We start from the raw sequence: 23778 nt of genomic DNA on the forward strand, positions 1-23778 counted from the left end.
CGGAAGCGCGTGACCGCGCTCCTCCGCCACGCGATAGTGGAAGCCGCCGCCTTTCCCGATCTGCCAGTGCATGCCCGTACGCGACGGCCCATGGATCTGCAGGCGATACATGCCGAGGTTGTGCCCGTGCCCTTCGGGATGCTCGGTGTGGACGAGCGGCAGCGTGATGAACCGCCCACCGTCTTCCGGCCACAACTGCAGCGCTGGCAACGTATCGATCCGCACCTCGGAGGTCATCACCTCCGTGACGGGACCGCGCGCCACGCTGCGCAGGCCCACGTGCGCCGCCGACGACACGAGATCGCGCGCCTGCCACAGCTTCGTGGGCGTGGGCGGCATGTCCTGCACCAGTCGCACGACATCCCTGATGACCGCGAACGGACGATCCCCGAATGCCTGCTCGGCGCGCGATGCCGTCCCGAACAGGTTGGTCACGAGCGGGAATGCCGCGCCCTTCACGTTCGTGAAGAGCAGCGCCGGACCATCGGCCGCGATCACGCGGCGATGGATCTCGGCGACTTCCAGCCGCGCGTCGACCGGCGCGGTGACGATCGCCAGATCGCCGTCGCCCTTGAGGCGGCGCAGAAAGCTGCGGAGGTCGCGATGCGGTTCAGACACGCTCAGCGGGGCTCGCCTGGCGGAGTCGACGCCTTGCCCATCTCCTGGGCGAGCTTGACCAGTGCGCGCGCGACCGCCATGCGCGCGGCGTCGGGGGAACTCTTGCCGAGCGCCTGCGCGACCTCGGCGTACGAGAGGCCGAGCTCGACGCGCGCCACGACGGCCTGACGATCCTCTTCGCGCAGACGCGACAGCGCGCCTTCGTAGCGCTCGACGGCCTGCGATCCGATCGCCGATTCGAGCGGCGACGCCGTGTTGTCGGTGTGCTGATCGGCATCGAGTTCGTCGGGCGGCGGACGACGCTGCGCGCGGCGCACCTCGTCACGGATTCGGTTGATCACGGCCTGACGCAGGTACGCGTGCAGCGCGCCGTCGTGGCGCATCTCGAAGCCCTTGAGGCGCCGGAATGCGTGTACGAGCGTTTCCTGCACCAGGTCTTCCGTTTCGAGCAGATCTCTCGCGTATTGCGGCAGCCGTCCGCGCGCCCACCGCCGGAGGGGCGGCAGGTATCGGCTGAAGAGCAGGTCGACGGCTTCCGCGTCGCCCTGCTGGGCGCGGGTCAACAACTCGACCGTGGCGTCAAGCGCCGGGTCGTTGTCGAAGGCCTCATCGTCGGTCGGGGGGGTACCGGGCGAATCAGTCATGGGGCTAAGAGGGTGGACCGCCGGCCGCGAGGGCGCGGATGCCTTCCCGATCTAGTCGGTAGGTCTGCCATTCGTCAAGGGGAAACGCTCCGAGCTGACGATAGATCCTGATGGCGGGCTCATTCCACGTGAGCACGGCCCACTCGAGCCGCCCGCAGTTGCGCGCTTCGGCAATCGTGGCGAGCACCTGGAGCAGCGTGCGGCCCACGCCCTGGCCACGCGCGGCGGGGACGACGAACAGGTCCTCCAGATGGATGCCGGGACGCGCGAGGAACGTGGAATACGTCTGGAAGTAGAGCGCGAACCCGACGTCGGCGCCGCCCTGCGAGGCGATGAGCACCTCGGCGGCAGGATGCGTCCCGAAGAGCGTCTTCTCGATCGCCGGTGCCGTGGCCTCCACTTCGTGACGCAACCGTTCGTAGTCGGCCAGTTGTTCGATGAAGCCGAGGATGACGGGCACGTCGGCCTTCGTCGCGGTGCGGATACGCAAATCGGAGGGCGAGGACGAGTCTGTCACGGCGGTACGTTGGAATCGGAAGGCAGGCAGAGCCCGCGCGTCGCGGGCACCATACTACAATCCGGCCATGAGCGCGGCCTGCACGATCGGACTGACGCGATGAGCACGTCGACGGCCACCACACGCGGCATACGCGTCAGCGTCGACGCACGCTTCTCGCCCGAGCACTCGACGCCCGAGCGTCAGCACTGGTTCTTCCTCTACACGATCCGGATCGAGAACGTCGGCGATCTCACCGTCCAGTTGCAGCGGCGCCACTGGATCATCACCGACGGCGAGGGGCATGTGGAGGAAGTGCGCGGTCCTGGCGTGGTCGGCGAGCAGCCCGTGTTGATGCCCGGCGATGCGTTCGAGTACACGTCGGGGTGTCCGCTCACCACGCCCATCGGATCGATGGCGGGGACCTACCAGATGGCCACGCCCACCGGCGAGTCGTTCGACGTCGAGATCGCGAAGTTCGACCTGCGCGGGCCCTTCACGGTTCACTGAGTGGTCAGGCCGATGGTGTCGGGCACCAGCGGATGTACCGCGATGGCGTATTCCTCGACCACGCGGCCTCCGATGAGATGTTCCTGGATGATGCGTTCCAGGACAGGCGGGTCGCAGGCGGCGTACCACACGCCTTCGGGATAGACGACGGCCACGGGACCGCCCACGCAGATCCGCAGGCAGCTCGCCTTCGTGCGCGCCACGCCACCCTGGTCGGCCAGGCCCAGTTCCACGAGACGCCGCTTGAGATAGTCCCACGCGACGATCGAGCGCTCCCTGTCGCAGCACTTCGGCTTGGCCGCGTCGGTGCACAGGAGAATGTGCCGCCGCGTGGCCGGCAGGCCGATCGCGTCGGCCTTGTGGCGCTGCGCCTCCAGGACGCTCGTGGGTACGCCGGCCGCCTCGGGCCAGTACGTCATCAGTGCAGCACGGCGCCCGTGACGCGCACCCAGTAGATCTTCTCCGTGGGCGTTGCGGCGGCGGGCTTGCCGATGCTGTCGTCGGACTTGCCGTGCGCGGCGTGGGTGGCCCCTTCGATCGGCTCGAACCGGCCCTGCGCCGACACCTTGCGGCCCGGGGCGTCCTTCGGGAACACGATGACACCATCTTCTGCCTTGAAGCGGACGCCGCGACCGATCGCCGGGTCGGCGATTTCGATCCAGCAGCCCATCATCTGGCAGACCTTGGTGACCACCCCGTCGACGCGGACGGTCTTGCCGGCGTGGGTGTCCGGTGCCTCGAGCAGCGAGGCGATCGGCACGGCGCGCGTCAGCGTCACGCCGTCGCCGTATGTCTTCTCTTCGGCGCGAGCCAGCCCGCCAGTCAACATGACCCCGAGACCCAGCATGAGTGCGAGAGAACGATACGCGTTCGTCATCCTGCGATCTTTCGCCTGCGCGCAGGTATCGTCAATCGAAATCCGCGAAGCTGCCGTTCAGTCGTACGTGGCTGTCGGAACGTCGACACGTCGCGCAGCCGAGTCCTCGCCGGGAGGGCCGGGTCTCCGAGTCCGGCCGCTTCGCGAATCGCCATGAGCCTTGCCGCCTGACGTCCTGTTCTGCCCGATACGGCTTCAATCGGCCGATCGGCGCGGGGCCTGAATCTCGCGCCACACCGACTCTGGCCGGTCTGGCACCGGCCTTGCTCCTGTGACTGGCAGTCACATTGGGGGCCGGCGCTCCCGGGAGGCATGGAAGACCATGAGTACAGTGCAGGCCACGTCGGCCACCGCAGTCCAGGATCTGGCGTCGAGCCTGATCAAGTCATTCGACGCCAACGGCGACGGGCAGCTTGCGCAGGACGAGTTCGGCGCGTTCCTGTCGCAGTTGATGAACGGCATCCAGACCGCGAGCGGCACGCTGGCGGCCTCGACGCAGACGGGTGGCGGGCTGCAGACCCTCTCGAAGGGGACGCTGCGGCGCGAGCTCTTCGAGGGCTTCAACTTCGATCGCGAACAGAACGTCGAGAAGTCGGCCAAGGACGCGTTTGCCAGCATCGCGAGCGGCGTGGGCAGCGTGCCGTCGACCAAGGCGGAGGCCGAGAGCTGGTTCAACGCCAACATCAAGTCGGGCATGGAAGCCCTCGGCCACAAGATCGACTGGGTGCAGGGCGACAAGTTCCAGTTCACCAACTGGCAGGGCTCGTGGGTGGTGGACTTCGTGCGCGGCGCCGACGGTCCGAACCCCGCGCTCTCGTGGCTGGCCGATCCGGCCGGGGCCCAGTTCACGTAGGCGACGTCGTCAGCCTATTCTCTGAGATCCAGCATCTCGCGCAGGCAGACCGCGGCGCGGGCGTACTCCTCGAACACGGCATCGGCCAGCGCCTCGAGCGTCTCGGCCGAAGCGCCGTCATGGCCCGCCGCTTCGAGCGCGGCGGCCTGTGCCTGCAGTGCCACGGCGCCGATGTTGCCTGCACTCCCCTTCACCGTGTGTGCCGCGCGCACCGCGTCTGCGGCGTCGATTGGACGTGTCTCGAGCACGCGGAGCCGCTCCGGCGTGTCGCGCAGGAACAGCTCCACGAGTTCCGACACGAGATCCGGTTCGCCTGGCGCCTGCAACTCGGCGAGCATCTCCAGTACGTCCTTGTCGATTGGTGAGGCGAACGGCAAGGGGTCTGTCCTCGACAATCTTATGCCGCGAGGCGCGACGCCCGCACGTCACGCAGATGGCGTTCGACCCGCCGGAACTCGGCGTCGACGTCAGCCACGAGCGTGCGCAGGGTGTCACCAACCTGCCCTTCCTGAGCAGCGGTCTCCAGACGCGCGGCGAGTGCCTGCAGGCCTGACGCACCGAGGTTCCCCGCACTGCCCTTGATCGAGTGCGCGACACGCGCCGTCGAGGGCGCGTCGGTCGGTTCGCCTGCCAGATCGGCCAGGCGTGCGGACGTCTCCTGCAGGAACAGGGTGATGAGCTCGACGAGCAGGTCAGGCTCCCCGTCTTCCTGCAGCGACGCGAGCATCTCGAGTACGAGTGGGTCCACGGGCTGGACCGTGGCTGACGTCGATTCCATTTGAACCGCTCCTTCCCGGTCGCCGCCGACAGGTGTCGGGCGTACCTCGGGCGTCTCGCGCGGCGTCTCATGCGACACGGCGCACAGGCGTGCCGTGACATGGACGCCACCGGTGTCCGATGTGAACGACACATGAAGGCCGCCGGGGGTGTTGTCGGCCTCGACGTCGTGCGTGACCACGACCTGGTCCAGTTGGACGACCTCGTGACGCTCCCGCAACGTCGACTGGAGCCGCCGCGCAACGGCGGTGACCATCGTGCCGAGTGCCGCAGCCACGTCTGCGTCGGTGACCGCCAGACCCGCATGGAGATACGGAGCCGTCATCCTTGCACTGACCGGACGCGCGGCAGCGATCGCGATCTCGAAGTTCGACCGACCGCGCGGAACTCGCAACACCACGCGCGCCACATCGGACCGGATCGCCTCCCTCATGCCCTCGACGGCGCTCAGGCTGAAGCCGAACGTCATGGCGAGGCATTGTTGCGTGGCCTTGACCAGTTGCGCCCGCAACTCGGGAGGTGCGGTGAGCGCCTGATCCAGCGCCCCTCTGTCGCCCGTGCCCGTGCCCGTGCCGAACGACTCGACGGACAGCGTGTCGAGGATGTGCTGGACGCGCTCGGCAACGTCGTACGGACGTTGCGGTTTGGCGAGATACGCGGCGATGCCGTGGCACGCGAGTTGCCTGATCTTCTGCTCGTCGCGCACGGCAGACAGCACCACGACGCCCAGGTGCTGGCACTGTGGCAGGCGGCGCAGCGCGTCGAGCATCTCGATGCCGTTCATGACCGGCATCAACACGTCGAGGATCACGAGATGGAACGGGTGGCGACCGAGCAGGTGCAGGGCTTCGAGTCCGTTGGTGGCCTCGAACACCGAGCAGCCGACGTGCTTGCGAAGCACGGTCGACAGCGGCAGGCGGACGTCGGCCTGATCGTCGACGACCAGCACCTTCATGCCCGCGTAGCGTTCGCGCGTTCCGGGCCGCGACACCCCGTCGGTGGTCACGGATACGAAATCGGCATGCCGCGAAACGACCTTCAATGCGTGGCTGACGAGGTCGCGGCGGCTGTTTCCGGCCGCGCGGCGGCCTGCCTTTGAGATGGCATACCTCCGGGGACGGCTGTCGTGTCGGCGGCCGCCTTCACGGGCGTGCGGTTCTGCACGACAATCGACACGCGCCTGTTGCGCGGATTGGCCGGCGTCTCCGGCGTCCTGAGGATCGTGTCTGCAAAGCCGCGTACGGCCTTCACGTGCGCGGGCGGCAGTCCCGCCTCCTCCATGATGCGGCGGGCGGCGTTGGCGCGATCGGCCGAGAGCTCCCAGTTGGTGTAGGACCTGTCGCGCCCGTACGGCGTGGCATCCGTGTGGCCCTCGACGGCGATCGACTGCGGCAACGGGGCCAGTTCCCTCGCGATCACCTGCAGCACCTGACGCGTGGGTCCCTTGACGTGCGCGCTGCCTGAGTCGAAGAACGTCTCCTGCCCGCCTTCCTGCAACTCGATGCGCAGGCCTTCGGCGGTCACCGTCACCTCGATCTGCCCCTCGAGGTTCTTGAAGCCCGGAATCGTCTTGAGCTGTTCCCTGATGCGTTCGGCCGCGCGTTCGAGCGCAGCCGTCGCAGACGACACGTCGGTGGTCTGCGTCGTCCCGGCACCCATCACGCCGGCGCCACCGACGATCGGCGATCGTCCGCCTTCATGCGTGAAAATCCCGGGGTCCTTGAAGTAGGCCGCCACGGCGTCCTTCACCTCCTGCGGCTGGTTGACGAGCCACATCACGAGGAAGAACGCCATCATGGCGGTCACAAAGTCGGCGTACGCCACCTTCCAGGCGCCGCCATGGTGGCCGCCGTGGCCGCCCTTCTTCTTCTTGACGATGATGACCGGCGCGTGTTCGTGAGCCATCGTCAGGTCCCTAGGCCGCCGCCGCGTCGGACTTCTGGCCCTTGCAGGCCTGCTCCGTCTCGGTGAACGTCGGTCGTACGTCCTCGGGCAGCGTACGGCGCGCGAACTCCACGGCGATGGCCGGCGGGAACCCCTTGTACACCGCGAGCAGGCCGGCCTTGATGCACCTCAGGTAGCGGCCCTCCGCCTCCACCATGTGTTCCATGCTCGATGCCATCGGCTGCACGAACCCGTACGACGCGAGAATGCCGAGGAACGTGCCCACGAGCGCGGCAGCCACGCTGTGCCCGATCTCTTCCGGCGGACCGCCGATCGCCTGCATCGTGATGACGATGCCCAGCACGGCGGCCACGATCCCGAGGCCGGGAAGCGCGTCGGCGACCTTTGCGAGCGTCTGCGCGGGCTTGAGACTCTCGTGATGGTGGACCTCCAGGTCCTCGTCCATCAATGCTTCGAGATCGTGCGGCGTCACGCCGCCGAGAATGATCACGCGCACCGAATCGGAGAGGAACGACACGGCATGGTGATTGGCCAGGAACGTCGGGAACTTGCTGAAGATGGCGCTCTTGTCCGGCTCCTCGACGTGCGCTTCGAGCGCCATCACGCCTGACTGCTGCGTGAGGCGATAGAGCTGATACTGCAGCGAGAGCAGATCGAGGTACACGTCCCTGCCTGGAGGGCTCTTGAAGAACCCGCCCATTCGCGCCAGGAGCTGCTTGATGAGCGGCATCGGCGTGCCGATGACCAGTGCGCCTACCGCCGCGCCGCCGATGATGATCAGCTCGTTCAACTGCCACAGCGCGCCGAGCACGCCTCCGTGCATCAGGTATCCCCCGGCGACGGAAGCCAGGACGATGACCGCGCCGATGATGAGCAACATGATCCGGAACCCTCAGCCTGCCAGAGGCACGTCGATCGCGACCTGTCGGTCGAGGACGCGCAACCACGTGTGAACGAGAGCGGGGTCGATGGTCTGCCCCGCCAGTGAGACCAGGCTTGCGCACGCGTGGGCGCCCACCACAGGCGGCTGCCCGGGCCACCAGCCGTGACTCGCGCGATCGAAGTCCCGCACCAGACGCGCGATGCGCGCCGCCAGTGGAATCTCTTCGCCGCGCAGGCCCATCGGCAGCCCGTCGCCGTCGAAGCGCTCGCTCACCGACAGGATGGCGGGCGCCAGGTGCGCCAGCGAGGGCACGGCGTGGGCAAGGTCGTGGGATGCCCGCCGGCGTTGCCATTCGAGCCACGGGTTGTCACGCGACGGGGCGACGGCGAGTTGCCCGATGTCGGCCAGCAGGGCGACGTCGTGCGCCTCGCGTACCAGATGCGGGAGGCCCAGCGACTCTGCCAGCAGGCGCGCCCATTCAGCCGTCCGCCGCGCGCGCGCGGCCGTGGCGCGATCGTGACGGGCCAGCGCCGACAGGAGCAGCGACGTGGGCGAGACGCCCGCTGCGGCGGCGACCATCAGCAGGCCGTTGACTCGGTGGAGAACGCCCGTCGGGTCTTCGGCCGCACGACTGCGATCGGCCGCGGGCGGCGGCGACACGAGGGCCAGCAAGGACGAGGCGTCAGGAAGACCGTACATGCACGCTCCGGAACTGGGGATCGAACCGTCGATCCGTCCGGACGGGCAATCGGCCGCGCCGAGCCGGCCCTTCAATCGCGTGCGCGTCAGCGGCGCGCGATGGGCATGCGCCACCCCGTCCCGAAGGCGCGCGGCGTCACCTTCAGCACGGGCGCCGCCTGCTTGCGCTTGAACTCGGAGATGCGCACCAGGTGCAGCACGCGCGCCACGACGCCCGGATCGAATCCTTCCGCCGTGAGCGTGTGCGCATCCGCGCACTGTTCGACGTGGCGCTCCAGGATGGCGTCGAGGAGCGCATACGGCGGCAGGCTGTCCTGGTCGGTCTGGTTCGGGCGCAGTTCCGCCGAGGGCGCCTTGACGACTGACGACGCCGGAATGACCGTGCCGCCGCGGTTCACCCATCGGGCGATGCGATAGACGAGCGTCTTGTAGACGTCGGCGATGACGGCCAGCGCGCCGTTCATGTCGCCGTAGAGCGTGCAGTACCCGGTCGCCAGTTCCGACTTGTTGCCCGTCGTGAGCAGCAGCGCGCCCGTCTTGTTGGAGAGGGCCATGAGCAGCGCCCCTCTGATGCGCGCCTGAAGATTTTCCTCCGTGACGTCCGGTGCCAGGCCGGCGAACGGCGTCGCAAGGACGTCGTCGAAGGCCGACATCACCGATGCGATGGGCAGCGTGTGCGTGGCGATGCCGAGCGTCGTGGCCAGGGCTTGCGCGTCGATCAGACTGCCCTCGCTCGAATACGGCGATGGCATCAGGACGCCCGTCACGCGATCGCGTCCGAGCGCCTCGACGGCGATCACGGCCGTCAGCGCGGAGTCGATGCCACCGGACAGCCCGAGCACGGCGCGGCTGAACCCGCACTTGCGTGCGTAGTCGCGCACGCCGAGCACCAGCGCGTCGAACACCTCCTGTTCGACAGGCGCATCCCAGGGAGCGACAGGCGCGACAGGCAGCATGGTGTCGACGATCACCATGTCCTCGGCGAATGCCGCGCCACGCGCCACACACGTGCCGTCGGGCGCGAACGCCAGGCTCCTGCCATCGAACACCAGGTCGTCGTTGGCGCCCACCTGGTTGGCGTACAGCGCCCAGACGCCGTACTTCCGCGTCAGGTGCGTGAGCAGCGTCTCCCGTTGTGCGAGCTTGCCCTGTGCGTAAGGCGATGCGGACATGTTCAGCATCACGGCCGTGCCGCTGCCGCGCAGCACCGCCATCGGATCGCCCTCGTAGCGGCGCGTGGCCCAGACGTCGGGGTCGTTCCACACGTCTTCGCAGATGCTCACCGCGGCGCGCTCGCCGCCAATCGTCACGGTCCCGACGCGTGGGCCCGGTTCGAAGTAGCGGTCCTCGTCGAAGACGTCGTAGGTCGGCAGCAGCGTCTTCGCGAAGCGCTCCCCCACCCGGCCGCCGGACAGGTGAACCGCGGCGTTCAGGAGCGGGCGCCCGGCTTCGACACCAGACGGGACAGGCATGCCGAGCAGCACGTCGGGCCCGTCGGCGAGTGTCGTCGCGAGTCGTTCGGCAATCGTCTGCGCCTGCGCGATGAATCCGGGGAACAACAAGAGGTCGCGCGGCGGATAGCCGGTCAGCGCCATCTCCGGCGTGACGCACACGTCGACCGTGCCGCGCACGGTCTTGACCACCGCCTCGATCCGCGAGGCGTTGGCCTCGAGGGCCCCGACCGTAGGATTCAACTGCAGCAGCGCAATCCGCATGCAACGGAGGAGTGTATCGTCCCCGGCCCGTGAGGCGCCTTCAGCCCGCGAAGACGCGGCCTGTGGGCATGCCTGTGGGACCTGGGCGGGCGCCTGGCGCGGACGGGGTGCGGGGTGCGGGCTCTTCGGTGGCCGCCGTTTCTTCGTTCAGAATGACGATGTCGACGCGACGGTTGGTGGCACGGTCGGCGTCGGTGAGGTTCTGGACCCGAGGATGGAACTCGGCGTAGCCGGCGGCAGACAGGCGGCGCGGCTCCATGGCGGCCTCCTGGACGAGGAACGCCACCACCGACGTCGCCCGCGCGGTCGACAACTCCCAGTTGGACGCGAACCGTCCGCCCCTGATCGGCACGTCGTCGGTATGCCCTTCCACGCGCAGCGGCATCGCGGCGCCGGTACCCAGTGCATCGACGAGATCGCGCAGGACGCGTCGCGCCTGCTCGGAGAGATCCGCCCTGCCCGTGGAGAAGCTTCCCGCCTCGCGGAGCGAGACGACGACGCCGCGGTGGTCGATGGCGACGTCGACCGCCGCACTGGACAGCCGCGTGCGCAGGTGGTCCGCGAGCTGCCGCTCCGTGTCGACCAGCGGCGCGGGAGCTGCGGGCGTTGATGGCGGCATCACCGGTGAGCCACTCCCCCCCGCCGTCTGGCGCGACGCGAACGCGGTCTGCATCGAATCCACGACCGTGGCGAGCTTGCGCGCGTCCACTGTGGAAATCGCGTACATCGTCGTGAAGAACGCGAACAGCAGCGTGATGAAATCCGCGTAGGAGACCAGCCAGCGTTCGTGATTCGGCGCGTGTGCCGCATCGGCCCGCCGGCGCCGCGACCGGCGCTCCGTCATGCCGCCCTCCGCCTGACACCGGGCGCGGGCATCGCGTCTTCAGCGGTCAGGAGTCCCCGCAACTTCTGGTCGATGACGCGCGGGTTCTGCCCTTCCTGGATGGCGAGCACGCCTTCGAGAATCATCTCCCGTCGGCGCGCGCGCTTGATCGCACGCGCCCGCAACTTGGCCGCGATGGGCAGCAGGACGAGATTGGCCGACCCCACGCCGTAGACGGTGGCCACGAACGCCACGGCGATGCCGGCGCCGAGCTTGCCGGGATCGCTGAGGTTCTCCATCACGTGGATGAGTCCCAGTACCGCGCCGAGAATGCCCACCGTGGGTGCGTAACCGCCAGCCGCCTCGTAGACGCGCGCGGGTGCGGACTCGTATTCCTCGCGGCCGTCGTTCTCGGCCTCGAGCATGTGGCGCAGCGTGGTGGGGTTGGTGCCGTCGACGGCCAGGCGCAATCCGCGCTTCAGGAACGGGTCCGACAGCGTGTCGAGGTCATCGTCCAGCGAGAGGATGCCTTCCCTGCGCGCCTTGATCGACAGGCGGCCAATCGTGTCGAGCAGCTGTCCCGGCCCTGGCAGATCGTCGACGAAGACGTAGCGCAGGCTGCGCCACGCCTGTTTGACGTCGGCCAGGGTATGGCTCAGAAACACGGCGCCGAGAGTGCCGCCGAACACGATGATCGCCGCCGCACCCTGGAGCAGGGAGCCGATCTGGCCACTCTCCATGACGTGGCCCCCCGCGATCATCGCGACGCCGAGTGGCAGCCCGATCAGCGAAAGCGCGTCGTACGCGCGTCCCTTCCGCGCCGCCACGACTCACTCCACGGCGCGCAGCGCCGTGACCTCCGCACGCTTCTCGCGCAGAGGTGCCGCGAAGAGGCTGCGCTTGAATTCCTTGACGCGCGTGACGATGTCGTCAGGTGCGTCACGCACGATCAGCTTCTCGCCGTTGACGAGTGCGATCACGGTGTCCGGGTGGAATTCGATCCACGTGACCTGATCGATATTGACGAACAGGCTGGTGCCATCGAGCCGCGTGACGCGAATCACGCGCTCGCTCCGCCAGAGAGTCGTCGCGCGAGTGCGATGACGTCGCGCAAGGGGGCAAGACGCGGATCGATCCCGGCCTCGGCGAGACCCTCGGCGATCAGTCTGACGCATGCGAGATCCGCCGGGGTATCCACCGTCAGCCGCAGGTCCGCCGCACGCACGTCGGCCGGCGCGAGCGGCTGCGCGCGGACGACATCCGCGTGCTGCCGTGCCCACGGCGTCACGTGCTCCCTGTCATATGGCGACGTGGCCTGCCGCTGTGCGCGCAGCAGTACATCGCGTCGAATGCCTTCAACGGCGGCGCCCATCGGCAGCCCCTCCTCGACGGCGTAATCGGCACCGGCGGAAAGGGCCTTGAGCACGCGCGTCGGGGCATCGATGTCGACGAAGGGGTTGTCAGCTGTCGCACGAATGACGTACGTGGCCTCACGGTGTCGTTCGGCCACCGCGGCGAATCGCGCCAGCACATCGTGGGAGGGGCCGCCGAACGCCTCGACGCCCATGTCGATCGCCAGATCGACGAGAACACCATCGTCGGCCTGCGTCGTGGTCGCGAGGACGACAGGGCCCACGTCAGCGGCGAGGAGGCGCAGCAGGCAGTACTCGACGAGTGGATGGCCGGCCAGGGCGGCCATCACCTTTCCCGGCAGTCGCTGCGACCCCATGCGGGCCTGCAGGACCACCACGGCACGGCCCGTCATGTCACACACGCGCGGGGACGAGCGTCTGCTCCGGCGTCGCGAGCACGCCCGCATCGGCGTCGGTGAGGAACAGCGAGGCTTCGTAGCTGCTCATGCGCAGTCCGTCGGTGAACGCGCCGATGCGCGGGGTGAGCCTCTCTCCCCGCGCCGCGCGCACCGTCCATTCCGCGAAGTCGGCACCTGCGGCGAGCGTGAGCTGGATGCCGCCGCTGAAGCGGGGATTGATCTCGAACACCACCGGGACGCCCGCAACCACGCGACACTGCACGTTCACGGCCCCGCGGAACCGCAGCGCGCTCGCACACTCGAGCGCGAGATCGATGAGCGCCGCATCGCGCACGGTTCGCCCGCGGTCGGTCACCCCCGATCGAATCACCTGCCGTTCACGCGGCACGGCGGCGATCGGTGTCCCAGTCATGTCGCAAAACAGGTCGATGGTGTACTCGGGCCCATCGAGAAATTCCTGCACGACGGGATCCGGCACGTACGCGAGGAAGAAGCGCAGGTGCTCCTCTGTGTGGACCGGGAACGCCGCCACGCTGCCCCGCCCGCGTCTGGGCTTGATGAAGAGCGGCACGCGCGGGTGCCGCGCGCGCGCCTCGGCAGGGGTCCACGTGGCCGCCGCGCGAATGCCGTGCTGCTGGAGGTGCGCCGCCGTGGCGCGCTTGTCACGGCAGATGCGGGCCGTCTCCACGGGCGGCCCCATCACGGTGACGCCTGCCGCAGCGAAGCGCGGGGCTGCTGCTGCGATCGTCTCCAGTTCGTCGTCGATCGTCGGTACCAGGACGCCCGCGTCGTGCGCGTTGCAGACGGCGATGAGCGCGTCCACGTACTCGGGATGGTCACTGCGCGGCACCGCCTGCGCGACATCGGCGACGTGCACGGCCGGCGAGAACGGATCGATGTCGGTCGCGATCACGCGGCCGCGCGGTGACACCCGAGTGAGCGCCTGCTGCAGTGCGTGCACCAGCGCGACGCGGCGCGACGCGGCCGTCACCACGACGTTCGGTGCCGTCATGCCGTCTGCTCCACGTCGACGAGTCCGAGATCGCATGGCTCGAATGGCGCGCCGGCCGGAATCGGCCGGGTGGCCCGACAGCCAATCAGCGCGCGCGCGTATTCGGCGCCGAGCGACCCGGCAGGCCGCAATGCGGCGAGATCGCCGACGCGGATGATCGCGCCCCGGCGGATCGCGCGACGCGCATAGAGACCGCGACGGCTTGGCACGATGTTGGGGCGCTCGGCGGGCATGGGCTTCCGCCGCCCATCCCCCATCGCCTCGTGCGCGCGGGCGAGACGCGACACGATGTCTGCGAGTTCGGCCGGTGTCGACGAGACAGGCGCGTCGATCGCATGGGTATCGGGCAGGTGGACGTGGCGCTCGTACAGCGCCCCGCCCTGTGCGTACACGAGCAGCGCGGCGTCTGCCCCCATACCATGATCCGACAGCCCGACCGGAAGCCTGTAGTCGAGCGCCAGCGTTCTCACGGCACGAAGGTTCTGCTGTGCGTCCGGCGTGGGGTACGCGGACACGCAGTGCAGCAGCGCCAGCGAACGTGCCCCGGCGCCCACGGCCCAGTCGACGGCGTTCCACACGTCGTTCTCGGTGCTCATGCCCGTGGAAAGAATCAGCGGACGCCCCGTACGCGCCACCTGTTCGATCAGCAACTGGTGGGTCAGGTCGCCGCTTGCCACCTTGAACGCGTCGACACCGATGGCGTCGAGCATCTCCACGGCGGCGCTGTCGAAGGCCGTGGCGATGAACACCAGGCCGCGTTCACGTGCCCGTGCGGCAAGCGATCGGTACACGGCCTCCTGCAACTCGAAGCGTGCGAAGAAGTCGCGGAGCGACGCGGCGTGCAGGTGGGCGGGCGCGGGTGCGTCGGACACGAGCAGCTCGTCGGCATCGAATACCTGCAGCTTCACGGCCCAGACGCCTGCGTCGGCGCAGGCGTCGATCAGACGTCGCGCGACGTCGGGATCGCCATCGTGATTGAGTCCGATCTCGGCGATGACCCGCATCGGTGCGCCAGCACCGATGCCATGGCCGGCGATGTCAACAGGCAGCGACATGCTGTGCCTCCAGGAGATGAGCGACGAGTGCCGGCACCTCGGCGAGCGCCGTGGCGTACGCACAGGCAACGGCCGGTGCCGGCACGAGCCGCGCGCCGGGCAGCCAGATGGCATGCAACCCCGCGGCCGTCGCACCGTCGATGTCCTTGACGGGGTGATCGCCGACGAACACCGTGTGCGCGGCCTCGACATCAAGACGCTCGCGCGCGACGGCGAAACATACGGGGGCGGGTTTGCCGTCCGGCGCATGGTGCTGCGCGTAGACCACGGTGTCGACGAGCGCCTCGATACCGAGTGCGGCGACCTTGCGCGCCTGAATCTCCGGCAGGCCGTTGGTGACGATGCCCAGACGATGTCCGTGGGCGCGGAGCGCGACGAGCACGTCGCGAGACCGACGCGGCAGCGTGAGGCGCGGGCGATGCGCGCGGAGCACGTCGACGAGACTCGGAATGTCACGCGCCGGCAACGCGAACGCCGCGCAGAGTGCCTGGAGCAGCCCTTCGCGACCGTGTCTGCGGAAGCGCGACGCCAGAAAGCGATAGAGCGTGGCGGCCGGAATCCCTGTGCGCCGCGCGACGTGGTGCGCCACGGCCGCGTAGCCACCGAGCGCGAACCGGCGTTCTCGATACAGCGTGTCGTCGAGGTCGAACACCACCGCCGTCCGTTCACGCACGACCCGTCTCCCCGACCAGCCTGACGATCGCGCGTGCGACGCGAGAGGCCCCGTACCCGTCGATCGCCTGCGGACCTGCACGCCGCACGTGGCGGCGCCATGCCAGATCCCGAATCGCCTCGTCCACGCCATCGGCGACCCGGTGCGCCACGTCCTTCTGCGTGCGTGCACGCCCGGCGCCGTCGCGCGCAAGACCCGCGGCGGCGAATCCGCGGATCGTCGGGCGCTGCGACGCGACGATGGCCACGGCGACTGTCGGTACGCCCGCGGCAATCGCTTCGTAGAGGGAGATGCCTCCGCCCAGGATCGCCAGATCGGCATGCGCGAGCGTCGGCGCAAGGCCGTTCGGCAGCACCACGGACGTCACGCGCGACGCGCCTGGCGTCCCGGCGATCCCCGGCTGCGTGACGACGATCTCGATCTCCGGATGCCGTCGAGCCACTTCACGAACGATCGCGCGCGTGAGCGCGACGCGTGGCCCGCCACCAAGGGAGACGAGCAGGCGCCGGACGGCGCCGACGTGTCGCGTCAGCATCGGCTGACGAATCACCGCGTACGGCAGTCCGCGCAGGACCGCGTCAGACGGCCACCCACGCGCGGGACTGCTGACGCTCCCGTCAACGGCCAGCATCGACGGGATGCGCGCGAGCCCGAGGTCGTGCACGCTCACGACGGGCACCGCGTGTCGCAGTGCGGCATCCGCCCACACGCGGCTCGCCTTCGCCCGCGGATCGTCGATCACGACGACGGCAGGAGCGAGTCGACGAAGCGTCCGAATGGCGCTCTGCCCTTCGACCACGGGAAGTGTCGTCGGCGCACGGCACGCCCCACGCAGACTCAGCGCGGCCGGCTGCCCGAGAGCGGCTGCCAACGCCTCGGCGCGCCGCAGATGGCCATGGCCGATCCGCGGTCCGGCCGCCACGCGAAACAGGACCGGGCCGGGCCGCAGTTCCCGAGAGATCCGGATGCGACGCACGTCAGGCACCCCTGGTGAGCAGCCGCTCGAGTGTCTCGACCACGCGGTCGACGTCTCGCATCGCCATGCCTCCCCAGAACGGCAGCGACAACGACGTGTCGCTGTGGTACTCCGCGTTGGGGAACATGCCGCGCGCGAGCGAGAAGCGCTCGGCGTAGTACGTGTGGAGGTGCAGCGCGCGGAAGTGCACGCTGGTGCCGATACCCTCGCGGCCGAGCGCGGCCTGCAGGTCGTCGCGCGTCCAACCGCACCGCTCCGGCACCACGTGAACCGTGTAGAGATGACGTGCGTGCGTCCATCCCGCCGGGACCGCTGCCGCGCGCACGAGCGGCAGGTCGGCGAGGCCTTCCTCGTAGCGCGCCCACAGGCGTTCCCGATGCGCCTGCATCGTCTCGAGTCTGTCGAGCTGCGCGAGGCCCAGCGCCGCCTGGAGGTCCATCATGTTGTACTTCCAGCCCGCCATCACGACGTCGTAGTGCGCTGGAGCGCCAGGCGCGTAGCGCGCCCACGCGTCGCGCGACAGGCCGTGCAGGGCGGCCACGCGCATCCAGTCGGCATCCTCTGCCGACGCGGTCGTGACCATCCCGCCCTCCCCGGTCGCGAGATTCTTGGTGGAATAGAAGCTGAACGCCGTGAAGTCGGCGATGGTGCCGATGCGCCGCCCATGCACCGACGCATCGACGCAGTGCGCGGCGTCCTCGACCAGGCGGGCGCCGTGCCTGTCTGCCAGGGCGCGAAACGCCAACGGATCGGCGGGCCGTCCCGCGTAGTGGACCGGCATGATCGCGCGCGTGCGCGGCGTCAGCGCCGCGCGCGTGGCATCGACGCTCATCGTGCCGGTCGCCTTGTCGACGTCGACGAAGACCGGGGTCCCGCCGGCGTGCAGCACGGTGTTGGCCGTGGCGCAGAACGTGAGCGGCGACGTGATCACCTCGTCGCCGGCGCCCACGCCCGATGCCAGCAGCGCGAGGTGCAGACCGGCTGTGCACGAGTTGACTGCCACGGCTTCCGCGGCGCCGATGTGCCGCGCGAACGCCGCCTCGAATGCCTTCACGCGGGGTCCCGTCGTGAGCCATCCCGACTCGACCACGTCGGTGACGGCCATGATCTCCGCATCGCCCATGGTGGGACGCGCGAACGGCACGAAGGCCGGGCCCGTCTGTCTGAGGTGCCCTGTCGACATTGCCGCGGTGTTCAGACGGTGACGAGTTGGCCGAGAGCCAGCACCTGCGCGCGACCGGCGGCCAGGCGACCACCCCACGCATCGAGCGCCGCCGCCATGTCGCGTTCGAGCGCGTCCGACGCACGCACCCAGTCCTCGTTGACGGTCGCGCGCTCGATCGCACCGGCGGCCTGCTCCACGGCGACGATGTCTTCGCCGAGCCAGTCGTGTCCGGCGAGTCCTGCCTGCCGGGCCCACAGGTCTGCCGTGTGAACGAGCGCCGCCATGAGCGCGAGATTGTCGGCCAGTCCGCCGATGCCCGCGCAATGCGGGGCGACGTCGGCACCGCGGAGCCCGCGCGCCAGGGCGCGCGCCTGGTCGCCGAGTTCGGGCAGGAACCTGATGGCGTCGTCGAGTGCCTGTGTCGCCAGGTCGCCGACGGGCGTCGTGACGAGGTCCACATCGTCGGTGGCCAGCAGGTCCAGGGCGAGGACGTCAGGCTCCCGGAATGCCGGCTGGTCGACACCATTGATGCGGAGACCCGTCACTATTCGCCCCGTCCGGGACAGAATCGGTTCCGCCGCAGACAGCAGCGCATCGACGGTAATCGGCGCAATCACGCCCGGGATTAACGAGGAATCTACGCGAAGTGTGAGCATCGAAGTCTCCCTACGCTCTGGGAACAGAGCAAAGGCGGGGCCAGCTTTCGCGACGAGGCCGGACCGGGCACGGAAGTTGGATTGTCGAGACACGGCAGGGCGGATGGTGGTGTGCGGCCTGTGTGCGGATACGCACTCAAGACCCGCACACGACGGCCGATTCCCCTCGTGAGCCCACTGGCTCGCAACCCGGAGGAGTGAAAAGATGGCGTCGTTCTCAGTCGTGACAAACGTGGCCTCGGTCAACGCCCAGGCCAACCTGTACCAGACCAACATCGGTCTCCGTCAGGCCCTCACCCGCGTCTCGAGCGGGTATCGCATCAACTATTCCGGCGACGATGCGGCCGGCCTGGCGGTTGCCAACAAGTACCGCTCGGACGTCGCGATCCTGCAGCAGGGCATCCGGAACGCCAACGACGGCCTGTCCGATCTGCAGATCAAGGACGGCGCGCTCGACAACATCTCGAAACTGCTCGATCGCCTGGCGGTCCTCGGCACCCAGGCGGCGTCTGGCCAGACCACCAACGTGTCCCGCGCGACGCTCGACGCGGAATTCCAGGACGTGATGAACGAGATCACGCGCGAAGCCAACGTGGCGCTTCTGAACGTGGCCGGCACCAACCAGGGCTTCTCGGTCTTTGTGAGCAGCAACGGTGTGGACGGCGTTGTCGCGGGCGCGATCGGCGACGTCGACCTGACGGCGCTCGGCCTCACAGGCCTCAACATCCTGGACCAGAACGACGCTCAGACGGCCGTGGCGACGATCTCCACGGCGATCACCAACCTCGGTGCTGTCCAGGGGCAGGTCGGCCAGCTCCAGAACCGTCTCAGTCACGCGATCAGCCTCGCGCAGAGCCAGGTGGTGAACACGAGAGCCGCCGAGAGCCGCATCCGCGATGCAAACGTGGCCGAGGAGTCGGCCAACCTCACGCGCTACTCGATCCTGAACCAGTCAGGCATCGCCGCCCTGGCACAGGCCAATCAGTCGACGACGGCGGTCCTGTCGCTGCTCCGCGGCTAGTCCGCGGCTCGTCTGGGCGCACGTCCTCCTCCGGCAGGGTCCGTCATCGCCACGTGGCGGGCCCGCTTCCGAACGGCACTTGACCGCGCGTCGCGGCGTGCCGGTTAAAGCCGGCACCATGCCGTCCGATTACCTCCGCGACACACGACCCAATCACGGGTCGCTCGAGTTCGCAAGGATGCGAACTCCATACGGTCAAGGAGGATCGTCATGGCAAGTTTCTCGGTCATCACCAACGTCGCCGCCAACAACGCGCAGGCCAACCTGTACTCGACCAACATCGGTCTGCGTCAGGCCCTCACGCGCGTCTCCAGCGGCTTCCGCATCAACAGCTCCGGTGACGACGCCGCGGGTCTCGCGGTGGCCAACAGCTACCGTTCGACGGTGGCCGTGCTCAACCAGGGCGTTCGCAACGCCAACGACGGCCTGTCGGACCTGCAGATCAAGGATGGCGCGCTCGACAACATGTCGAAGCTGATCGACCGTCTCGCGACGCTCGCCACGCAGGCGGCGTCGGGTCACACGACCAACGCGTCGCGTACGACGCTCCAGGCGGAGTTCGCCGACGTGTTGTCAGAGATCAACCGTGAAGCCGGCGTGGCGAAGCTCGACGTGGCCAACGGCTTCTCCGTGTTCGTGAGCAGCGACGGCGCCAACGGTGTCGTGGGCGGCTCGGTCAATGCGGTGACGACCACGTCGCTCGGCATCGCGGCCAGCAACATCAGCACGCAGAGTGGCGCGGCTACTGCCGTGGCGGCCCTCTCGACCGCGGTGTCGACGCTCGGTACGGTCCAGGGCCAGGTCGGTACGATTCAGAACCGCCTGAGCTACGCGATCAGCCTCGCGCAGAGCCAGATCGTCAACAACCGCGCGGCCGAGTCGCGGATCCGCGACGCCAACATCGCCGAGGAGTCGGCCAACCTGACCCGCTTCTCGATCCTGAACCAGTCCGGCATCGCCGCCCTGGCGCAGGCCAACGGCCAGACCTCGGCCGTGCTCTCGCTGCTGCGCTAGGGCGCAGCCGCTCGCGCCGATCGGGGACCTCCGGCCCCGGTCGGCGCGCCTTTCGTTTTGTCGCGATCGGTCAGTCGGTCGAAACACCGCTCCCCTCACTACAGCTTCCCGCTGGACTGCCGATTTCAGGGACAGGCCCCTGAGACTCAGGGGCGGAGGTGTGTGCCATGAGTTCGCCAATCACGATGAGCGGGTTCAACGACATCGACTTCAATTCGGTGCTCGAAGCCCTGATGGCGCAGGAGCGCCGTCCCGTCGATCAGCTGACGACGCAGCAGGCCGAACTGCGCGCGCAGCGCACGGCGTTCGGCACCTTGGCGACGCGGCTCGGCGCGTTCGAATCAGCCAGCCAGAATCTCGCCTCGGCTACGGCGTTCAGCGCCACCAAGGCCACGTCCTCGAACGAGGCCGTGGCGCGCGTGTCGTCGGCCAGCACGGCACCGACGGGTTCGTACGCCCTCGCCGTCTCGCAGCTCGCGCGGTCGCAGGTCACCGTCACCAACGGCACCATCCCCGACAGCAACACGACCATCGTCGCCACTGGCGGCAGCCTGACCATCGGCGGCACGGCGGTGGCGATCACCGAAGACGTCACGCTGGAAGGTCTGGCGTCGGCCATCAACGCCACAGACGGGATCGGCGTCAACGCGTCCGTCGTGCGATCCACGGGCGGCGCGTACCAGTTGGTCCTCACCAGCAAGGAGACGGGTGCGGCGGCGGCCTTCGGCACGCCGACCAGCACACTCACGGGCGGTGCGGGCCTCAGCTTCGATCCCGTGAACGCGCAGGACGCGCAGGATGCGCACCTCACGATCAACAACGTCGCGGTGGTGAGCGCCAGCAACACCGTCGAGGGGGCGGTCCCCGGAACGACGCTCACGCTGCAGCAGGCGACCGAGAACCCCGTGACGATCACGATCACGGGCGACCTGTCGTCGGTGGAAGAGCTCGTCAAGAAGTTCACGAGCGCCTACAACGATCTCGTCTCGTTTCTCGACCAGCAGACGAAGGCGTACGGCAACAAGGAGCGCGACAACATCGGCGGCGATCCGCTGGTGCGCCAGCTGCGCAGCAGCCTGAGCCGCGTGGTGACGGGAGAGGTCGCCACGGGCGGCGCCTATACGTCGCTCGCGCAGGTCGGCCTGACCTTCAACAGGACAGGCCAGCTCGAGTTCCGCAACGCCGACCTCCAGTCGGCGCTGACGTCGAATCTGGCCGCCGTCAAGTCGCTCTTCCAGGGCGGAACCGGATTCACCGGCGCGTTCGGCAACGTCAAGGCGGCCATCGAGAACTACACGTCGAGCGGCGGCCTGATCCCCACGGCGCAGACGCGCCTCGGCGATCAGGTGTCCAAGATCACGTCCCGGATCGACGAGATGGAACGCCGGCTCCTCATCCGCCGCGAGGCGATGCAGAAAGAGTTCATGGCTGCCGATTTGGCCATCGCGCAGCTCAACGCGTCGAAGTCCCAGTTGGGCGGCCTCTCGTCATCGCTGTTCTGAGTCAGTCGCACACGCTCTCATGTCCACGCTTCTGGCGTACACGCAGCAGTCCGTTCCGAACCCGGCCCTGTCCACCAAGGGAGCCCAGGCGTACCTCCAGACACAGGTGCAATCGCGAACGCCCGTCGAACTCGTGGTGATGCTCTACGACGGCGCGCTGAGGTTCCTCGGACAGGCTCGCGACGCGATGGCCGCGGGCGACATGCGCGTCAAGCGCGACGCGCTCTCGCGCGGCCTGGCCATCGTGCAGGAACTGCAGAACATGCTGGACATGGACGCCGGCGGCGAGATTGCCGCGCGCCTCGACGGCCTCTACACTTATGTCCAGGGTCGCTGCTACGACGCGAATGCGCAGCGCGACCCGGCCGGCATCGAGGAGGCGATCGGCCTGCTCACCACGCTGCGTGACGCCTGGGGCACGATCGCCACGCAAGGCCCCGCACCGGCGGCGTGATCGCCCTGGAGGTCTGACGTGACTGCTGCTCCTGAGACGGTGCTGGCCGACTACCGCACCGGCCTCGACGCGGAACTGGCGGTGCTGGCCGACATAGAGGCCCTCGCCACGCGTCAGCGTACGCTTCCCCACCCCGTCGACGCCGACCTGCTCGCCGCGCTCGCGCGCGAGCGTGAACGACAGCTGGCCGCACTTGCCGCCCTCGAGCTGCGCGTGCTCCCGCTGCGGCAGCACATCGCCGCCAATCTGTCTCGCTTCAGGACGATGCCCGGGTTTGCCGGCGTGGCAGACAGGCACCAGCGTGCCAGCGACGCGATCGTCCGGATCGGGCGCCTCGACGACGAGAGCCTCGCGATCCTGCGTCGAGACGACGCCGATCGTCGCGCGGCGGCGCACAACCTGGAGACAGGTGAAGCCACGCTCGCGGCGTATCGGAAGGTGATCGATCAGTCGCCGGATCCCGCCGGCTTCTTCGCCGAGCGCGGGTAGCGCGTCACGCGCTCGCGGCGGCTGCCGGCGAGAGGACGCGTCGGCCGAGGGGCCGCGACGCGTGCAGGAAGTAGCCGGTCTGCACGAACCCGCGGGAATCGTACAGCGCCCGTGCGTGCGCGTTCTGCTCGCTCACGAGCAGCGTGGCCACGGCCCGCCCGTTGGTCGCACCCCATGCCAACGCCCTGTCGAGCAACCGGGTGGCGAGCCGCTGGCGACGCGCGCGGGGATCCACGACGAGTTGCGCGAGATGGATGGTGCAGTCCGACAGCGCCGTGACGAGCGACGCGGCTGCCAGCGGTGAATGGGCGGGACCATCGACAACGGAGCTGGCGCCCGCTTGGAAACGTCCGAGCGCCGTGCCACGCGTGAGCTGGCCGAGGTACTGGGCCCACTCGTCCAGTCGGCCGTGCGGAGCGAAGCACCGCGCGCCGGGCACGCCGGCGTACGCGCGCGCGAACAACCGGACGAGATCGGGTCCGTCGCTGTCGCGCAACGCGCGGACGGTGTCGTCTCCCGCCGCGGCGCTCTGGCGGTCGAGCGTGCGGCGAAGGTACCAGTAGCGCGTGACATCGAAGCGCCGCCGCTGCAGCGCGCTCTCGCAGGCAGGGCTGTCAGGATACACAAACAGCAGCAGTTCCTGCGCGAGCGAGGCTTCAGGCGTCTTGAAGATCGCGTCGAGCAACAGGCGCACGCCGTCGGCGGTTCGCGCATGGAGCGCGCCCACCTGCAGCATGCCGTTGTGCACGAGGAAGTACGACCAGCCGACCACGCTGTGGCCGGGCCCCCGGATCACGAGCCCCGCAAGCGTTCCCTCGCGGCGCGCCGCTTCGATCGCGCGAAGCGACGGCGCGAGATCCCATTGCAGCCCGTTGGCCCATCGCGCGCGTTCGCGCTCGTAGATGGGCGCCAGCGCGGTGTCCGGCAGGTTGCGCCAGTCGTCGAGTCTCACGAGGCCCCGTCGGTCGCCCTGACCAGGTGCGCCAGCCCCGCGGGAAGTTCGGCGGGCCCTGCGGCGCGCCGGTTCTCCTCGCGAATCTGGTCGTAGATTTCCTGACGATGGACGGGCACGCTCGGCGGCGCCGTGACGCCCAGGCGGACCCCATCCTTGCTGATCCGCAGGACGCGAATCGTGATGCCATCGGCCACGATGATGGCTTCGTTGCGGCGACGCGTGAACACCAGCACGA

At 68.8% G+C, this 23778-nt stretch carries 30 protein-coding genes; 7 read left to right on the forward strand and 23 right to left on the reverse strand.

Annotated features, from left to right (window positions below; translation table 11 throughout):
- From IT182_09150 to IT182_09160, 3 genes are all read right to left on the reverse strand, one after another.
- A partial coding sequence (locus IT182_09150; protein MCC6163501.1) for a UbiD family decarboxylase occupies positions 1-618 on the reverse strand: 618 nt, incomplete at its 3' end.
- 2 nt (positions 619-620) lie between these two features.
- The gene (locus IT182_09155) at positions 621-1262 is read right to left on the reverse strand and encodes an RNA polymerase sigma factor (GenBank protein ID MCC6163502.1); all 642 of its coding nucleotides are present in this window, start codon (positions 1260-1262) and stop codon (positions 621-623) included.
- 4 nt (positions 1263-1266) lie between these two features.
- Positions 1267-1752 carry a GNAT family N-acetyltransferase gene (locus IT182_09160; GenBank protein ID MCC6163503.1) on the reverse strand — a complete coding sequence of 162 codons (486 nt, stop codon included), beginning with the start codon at positions 1750-1752 and terminating at the stop codon, positions 1267-1269.
- A gap of 126 nt (positions 1753-1878) precedes the next feature.
- Between IT182_09160 and apaG the strand changes: the two genes are divergently transcribed.
- Entirely contained in the window at positions 1879-2268 is a 390-nt protein-coding gene (gene apaG / locus IT182_09165; protein ID MCC6163504.1) for a Co2+/Mg2+ efflux protein ApaG, read from the forward strand.
- Here the strand turns inward: apaG and IT182_09170 are convergent.
- Complete coding sequence (locus tag IT182_09170) at positions 2262-2645, reverse strand: (2Fe-2S) ferredoxin domain-containing protein (GenBank protein MCC6163505.1); 384 nt, start codon at positions 2643-2645, stop codon at positions 2262-2264. The genes apaG and IT182_09170 overlap by 7 nt on opposite strands.
- A gap of 41 nt (positions 2646-2686) precedes the next feature.
- Positions 2687-3115 (reverse strand): DUF4920 domain-containing protein, encoded by a 429-nt coding sequence (locus IT182_09175; protein MCC6163506.1) that lies wholly within the window; start codon positions 3113-3115, stop codon positions 2687-2689.
- A gap of 352 nt (positions 3116-3467) precedes the next feature.
- Between IT182_09175 and IT182_09180 the strand changes: the two genes are divergently transcribed.
- Positions 3468-3998, forward strand: a complete 531-nt coding sequence (locus IT182_09180; protein ID MCC6163507.1) for a hypothetical protein — start codon at positions 3468-3470, stop codon at positions 3996-3998.
- Between the two features lie 14 nt (positions 3999-4012).
- On the opposite strand, the gene IT182_09185 is transcribed toward IT182_09180, so the two are convergent.
- The 16 genes from IT182_09185 to IT182_09260 form a co-directional block, all read right to left on the reverse strand.
- Positions 4013-4375: an Hpt domain-containing protein gene (locus IT182_09185; GenBank protein ID MCC6163508.1), complete on the reverse strand. Its 363-nt coding sequence runs from the start codon at positions 4373-4375 to the stop codon at positions 4013-4015.
- 20 nt (positions 4376-4395) lie between these two features.
- The gene (locus IT182_09190; protein ID MCC6163509.1) at positions 4396-5781 is read right to left on the reverse strand and encodes a response regulator; all 1386 of its coding nucleotides are present in this window, start codon (positions 5779-5781) and stop codon (positions 4396-4398) included.
- 32 nt (positions 5782-5813) lie between these two features.
- A complete protein-coding gene (locus IT182_09195; protein MCC6163510.1) occupies positions 5814-6680 on the reverse strand; it encodes an OmpA family protein in 867 nt (288 codons plus the stop codon).
- A gap of 10 nt (positions 6681-6690) precedes the next feature.
- Positions 6691-7560, reverse strand: a complete 870-nt coding sequence (gene motA / locus IT182_09200; GenBank protein MCC6163511.1) for a flagellar motor stator protein MotA — start codon at positions 7558-7560, stop codon at positions 6691-6693.
- A 12-nt stretch (positions 7561-7572) separates the two neighbouring features.
- Complete coding sequence (locus IT182_09205) at positions 7573-8262, reverse strand: hypothetical protein (GenBank protein ID MCC6163512.1); 690 nt, start codon at positions 8260-8262, stop codon at positions 7573-7575.
- Between the two features lie 86 nt (positions 8263-8348).
- Positions 8349-9977, reverse strand: coding sequence for an NAD+ synthase (locus tag IT182_09210; protein ID MCC6163513.1), 1629 nt, complete (start codon positions 9975-9977; stop codon positions 8349-8351).
- A gap of 40 nt (positions 9978-10017) precedes the next feature.
- The gene (locus tag IT182_09215) at positions 10018-10821 is read right to left on the reverse strand and encodes an OmpA family protein (protein MCC6163514.1); all 804 of its coding nucleotides are present in this window, start codon (positions 10819-10821) and stop codon (positions 10018-10020) included.
- Entirely contained in the window at positions 10818-11561 is a 744-nt protein-coding gene (locus tag IT182_09220; GenBank protein MCC6163515.1) for a flagellar motor protein, read from the reverse strand. The genes IT182_09215 and IT182_09220 overlap by 4 nt, the downstream gene beginning before the upstream one ends.
- A 69-nt stretch (positions 11562-11630) precedes the next feature.
- Positions 11631-11864: a flagellar FlbD family protein gene (locus IT182_09225; protein MCC6163516.1), complete on the reverse strand. Its 234-nt coding sequence runs from the start codon at positions 11862-11864 to the stop codon at positions 11631-11633.
- Positions 11861-12565, reverse strand: a complete 705-nt coding sequence (locus IT182_09230) for an NTP transferase domain-containing protein (protein MCC6163517.1) — start codon at positions 12563-12565, stop codon at positions 11861-11863. The genes IT182_09225 and IT182_09230 overlap by 4 nt, the downstream gene beginning before the upstream one ends.
- Before the next feature lies 1 nt (position 12566).
- On the reverse strand, positions 12567-13583 hold the full coding sequence (locus tag IT182_09235; GenBank protein MCC6163518.1) for an ATP-grasp domain-containing protein: 1017 nt from the start codon (positions 13581-13583) through the stop codon (positions 12567-12569).
- Complete coding sequence (locus IT182_09240; protein ID MCC6163519.1) at positions 13580-14638, reverse strand: N-acetylneuraminate synthase family protein; 1059 nt, start codon at positions 14636-14638, stop codon at positions 13580-13582. The genes IT182_09235 and IT182_09240 overlap by 4 nt, the downstream gene beginning before the upstream one ends.
- Positions 14622-15311: an HAD-IA family hydrolase gene (locus IT182_09245; GenBank protein MCC6163520.1), complete on the reverse strand. Its 690-nt coding sequence runs from the start codon at positions 15309-15311 to the stop codon at positions 14622-14624. Before IT182_09245 ends, IT182_09240 begins: the two co-directional genes overlap by 17 nt.
- Positions 15304-16287, reverse strand: coding sequence for a hypothetical protein (locus IT182_09250; GenBank protein ID MCC6163521.1), 984 nt, complete (start codon positions 16285-16287; stop codon positions 15304-15306). Before IT182_09250 ends, IT182_09245 begins: the two co-directional genes overlap by 8 nt.
- Before the next feature lies 1 nt (position 16288).
- Complete coding sequence (locus tag IT182_09255; GenBank protein MCC6163522.1) at positions 16289-17470, reverse strand: DegT/DnrJ/EryC1/StrS family aminotransferase; 1182 nt, start codon at positions 17468-17470, stop codon at positions 16289-16291.
- Positions 17471-17481: 11 nt separating this feature from the next.
- Positions 17482-18069, reverse strand: coding sequence for a hypothetical protein (locus IT182_09260; protein ID MCC6163523.1), 588 nt, complete (start codon positions 18067-18069; stop codon positions 17482-17484).
- A gap of 244 nt (positions 18070-18313) precedes the next feature.
- On the opposite strand from IT182_09260, the gene IT182_09265 reads away from it, so the two are divergent.
- From IT182_09265 to IT182_09285, 5 genes are all read left to right on the forward strand, one after another.
- Positions 18314-19129 (forward strand): flagellin FliC, encoded by an 816-nt coding sequence (locus IT182_09265; GenBank protein ID MCC6163524.1) that lies wholly within the window; start codon positions 18314-18316, stop codon positions 19127-19129.
- 210 nt (positions 19130-19339) lie between these two features.
- Positions 19340-20143 (forward strand): flagellin FliC, encoded by an 804-nt coding sequence (locus IT182_09270; protein ID MCC6163525.1) that lies wholly within the window; start codon positions 19340-19342, stop codon positions 20141-20143.
- A 167-nt stretch (positions 20144-20310) separates the two neighbouring features.
- The gene (fliD, locus tag IT182_09275) at positions 20311-21645 is read left to right on the forward strand and encodes a flagellar filament capping protein FliD (protein MCC6163526.1); all 1335 of its coding nucleotides are present in this window, start codon (positions 20311-20313) and stop codon (positions 21643-21645) included.
- Between the two features lie 19 nt (positions 21646-21664).
- A complete protein-coding gene (gene fliS, locus IT182_09280) occupies positions 21665-22099 on the forward strand; it encodes a flagellar export chaperone FliS (GenBank protein MCC6163527.1) in 435 nt (144 codons plus the stop codon).
- Between the two features lie 18 nt (positions 22100-22117).
- The gene (locus tag IT182_09285) at positions 22118-22588 is read left to right on the forward strand and encodes a hypothetical protein (protein ID MCC6163528.1); all 471 of its coding nucleotides are present in this window, start codon (positions 22118-22120) and stop codon (positions 22586-22588) included.
- Between the two features lie 4 nt (positions 22589-22592).
- Here IT182_09285 and IT182_09290 read toward each other — a convergent pair whose 3' ends face one another.
- The gene (locus tag IT182_09290; protein ID MCC6163529.1) at positions 22593-23540 is read right to left on the reverse strand and encodes a GNAT family N-acetyltransferase; all 948 of its coding nucleotides are present in this window, start codon (positions 23538-23540) and stop codon (positions 22593-22595) included.
- Positions 23537-23776: a carbon storage regulator CsrA gene (gene csrA, locus IT182_09295; GenBank protein ID MCC6163530.1), complete on the reverse strand. Its 240-nt coding sequence runs from the start codon at positions 23774-23776 to the stop codon at positions 23537-23539. Before csrA ends, IT182_09290 begins: the two co-directional genes overlap by 4 nt.
- Positions 23777-23778: the final 2 nt, after the last annotated feature.

The sequence above is a fragment of the Acidobacteriota bacterium genome, from assembly GCA_020845575.1.
GTDB lineage: Bacteria > Acidobacteriota > Vicinamibacteria > Vicinamibacterales > Vicinamibacteraceae > Luteitalea.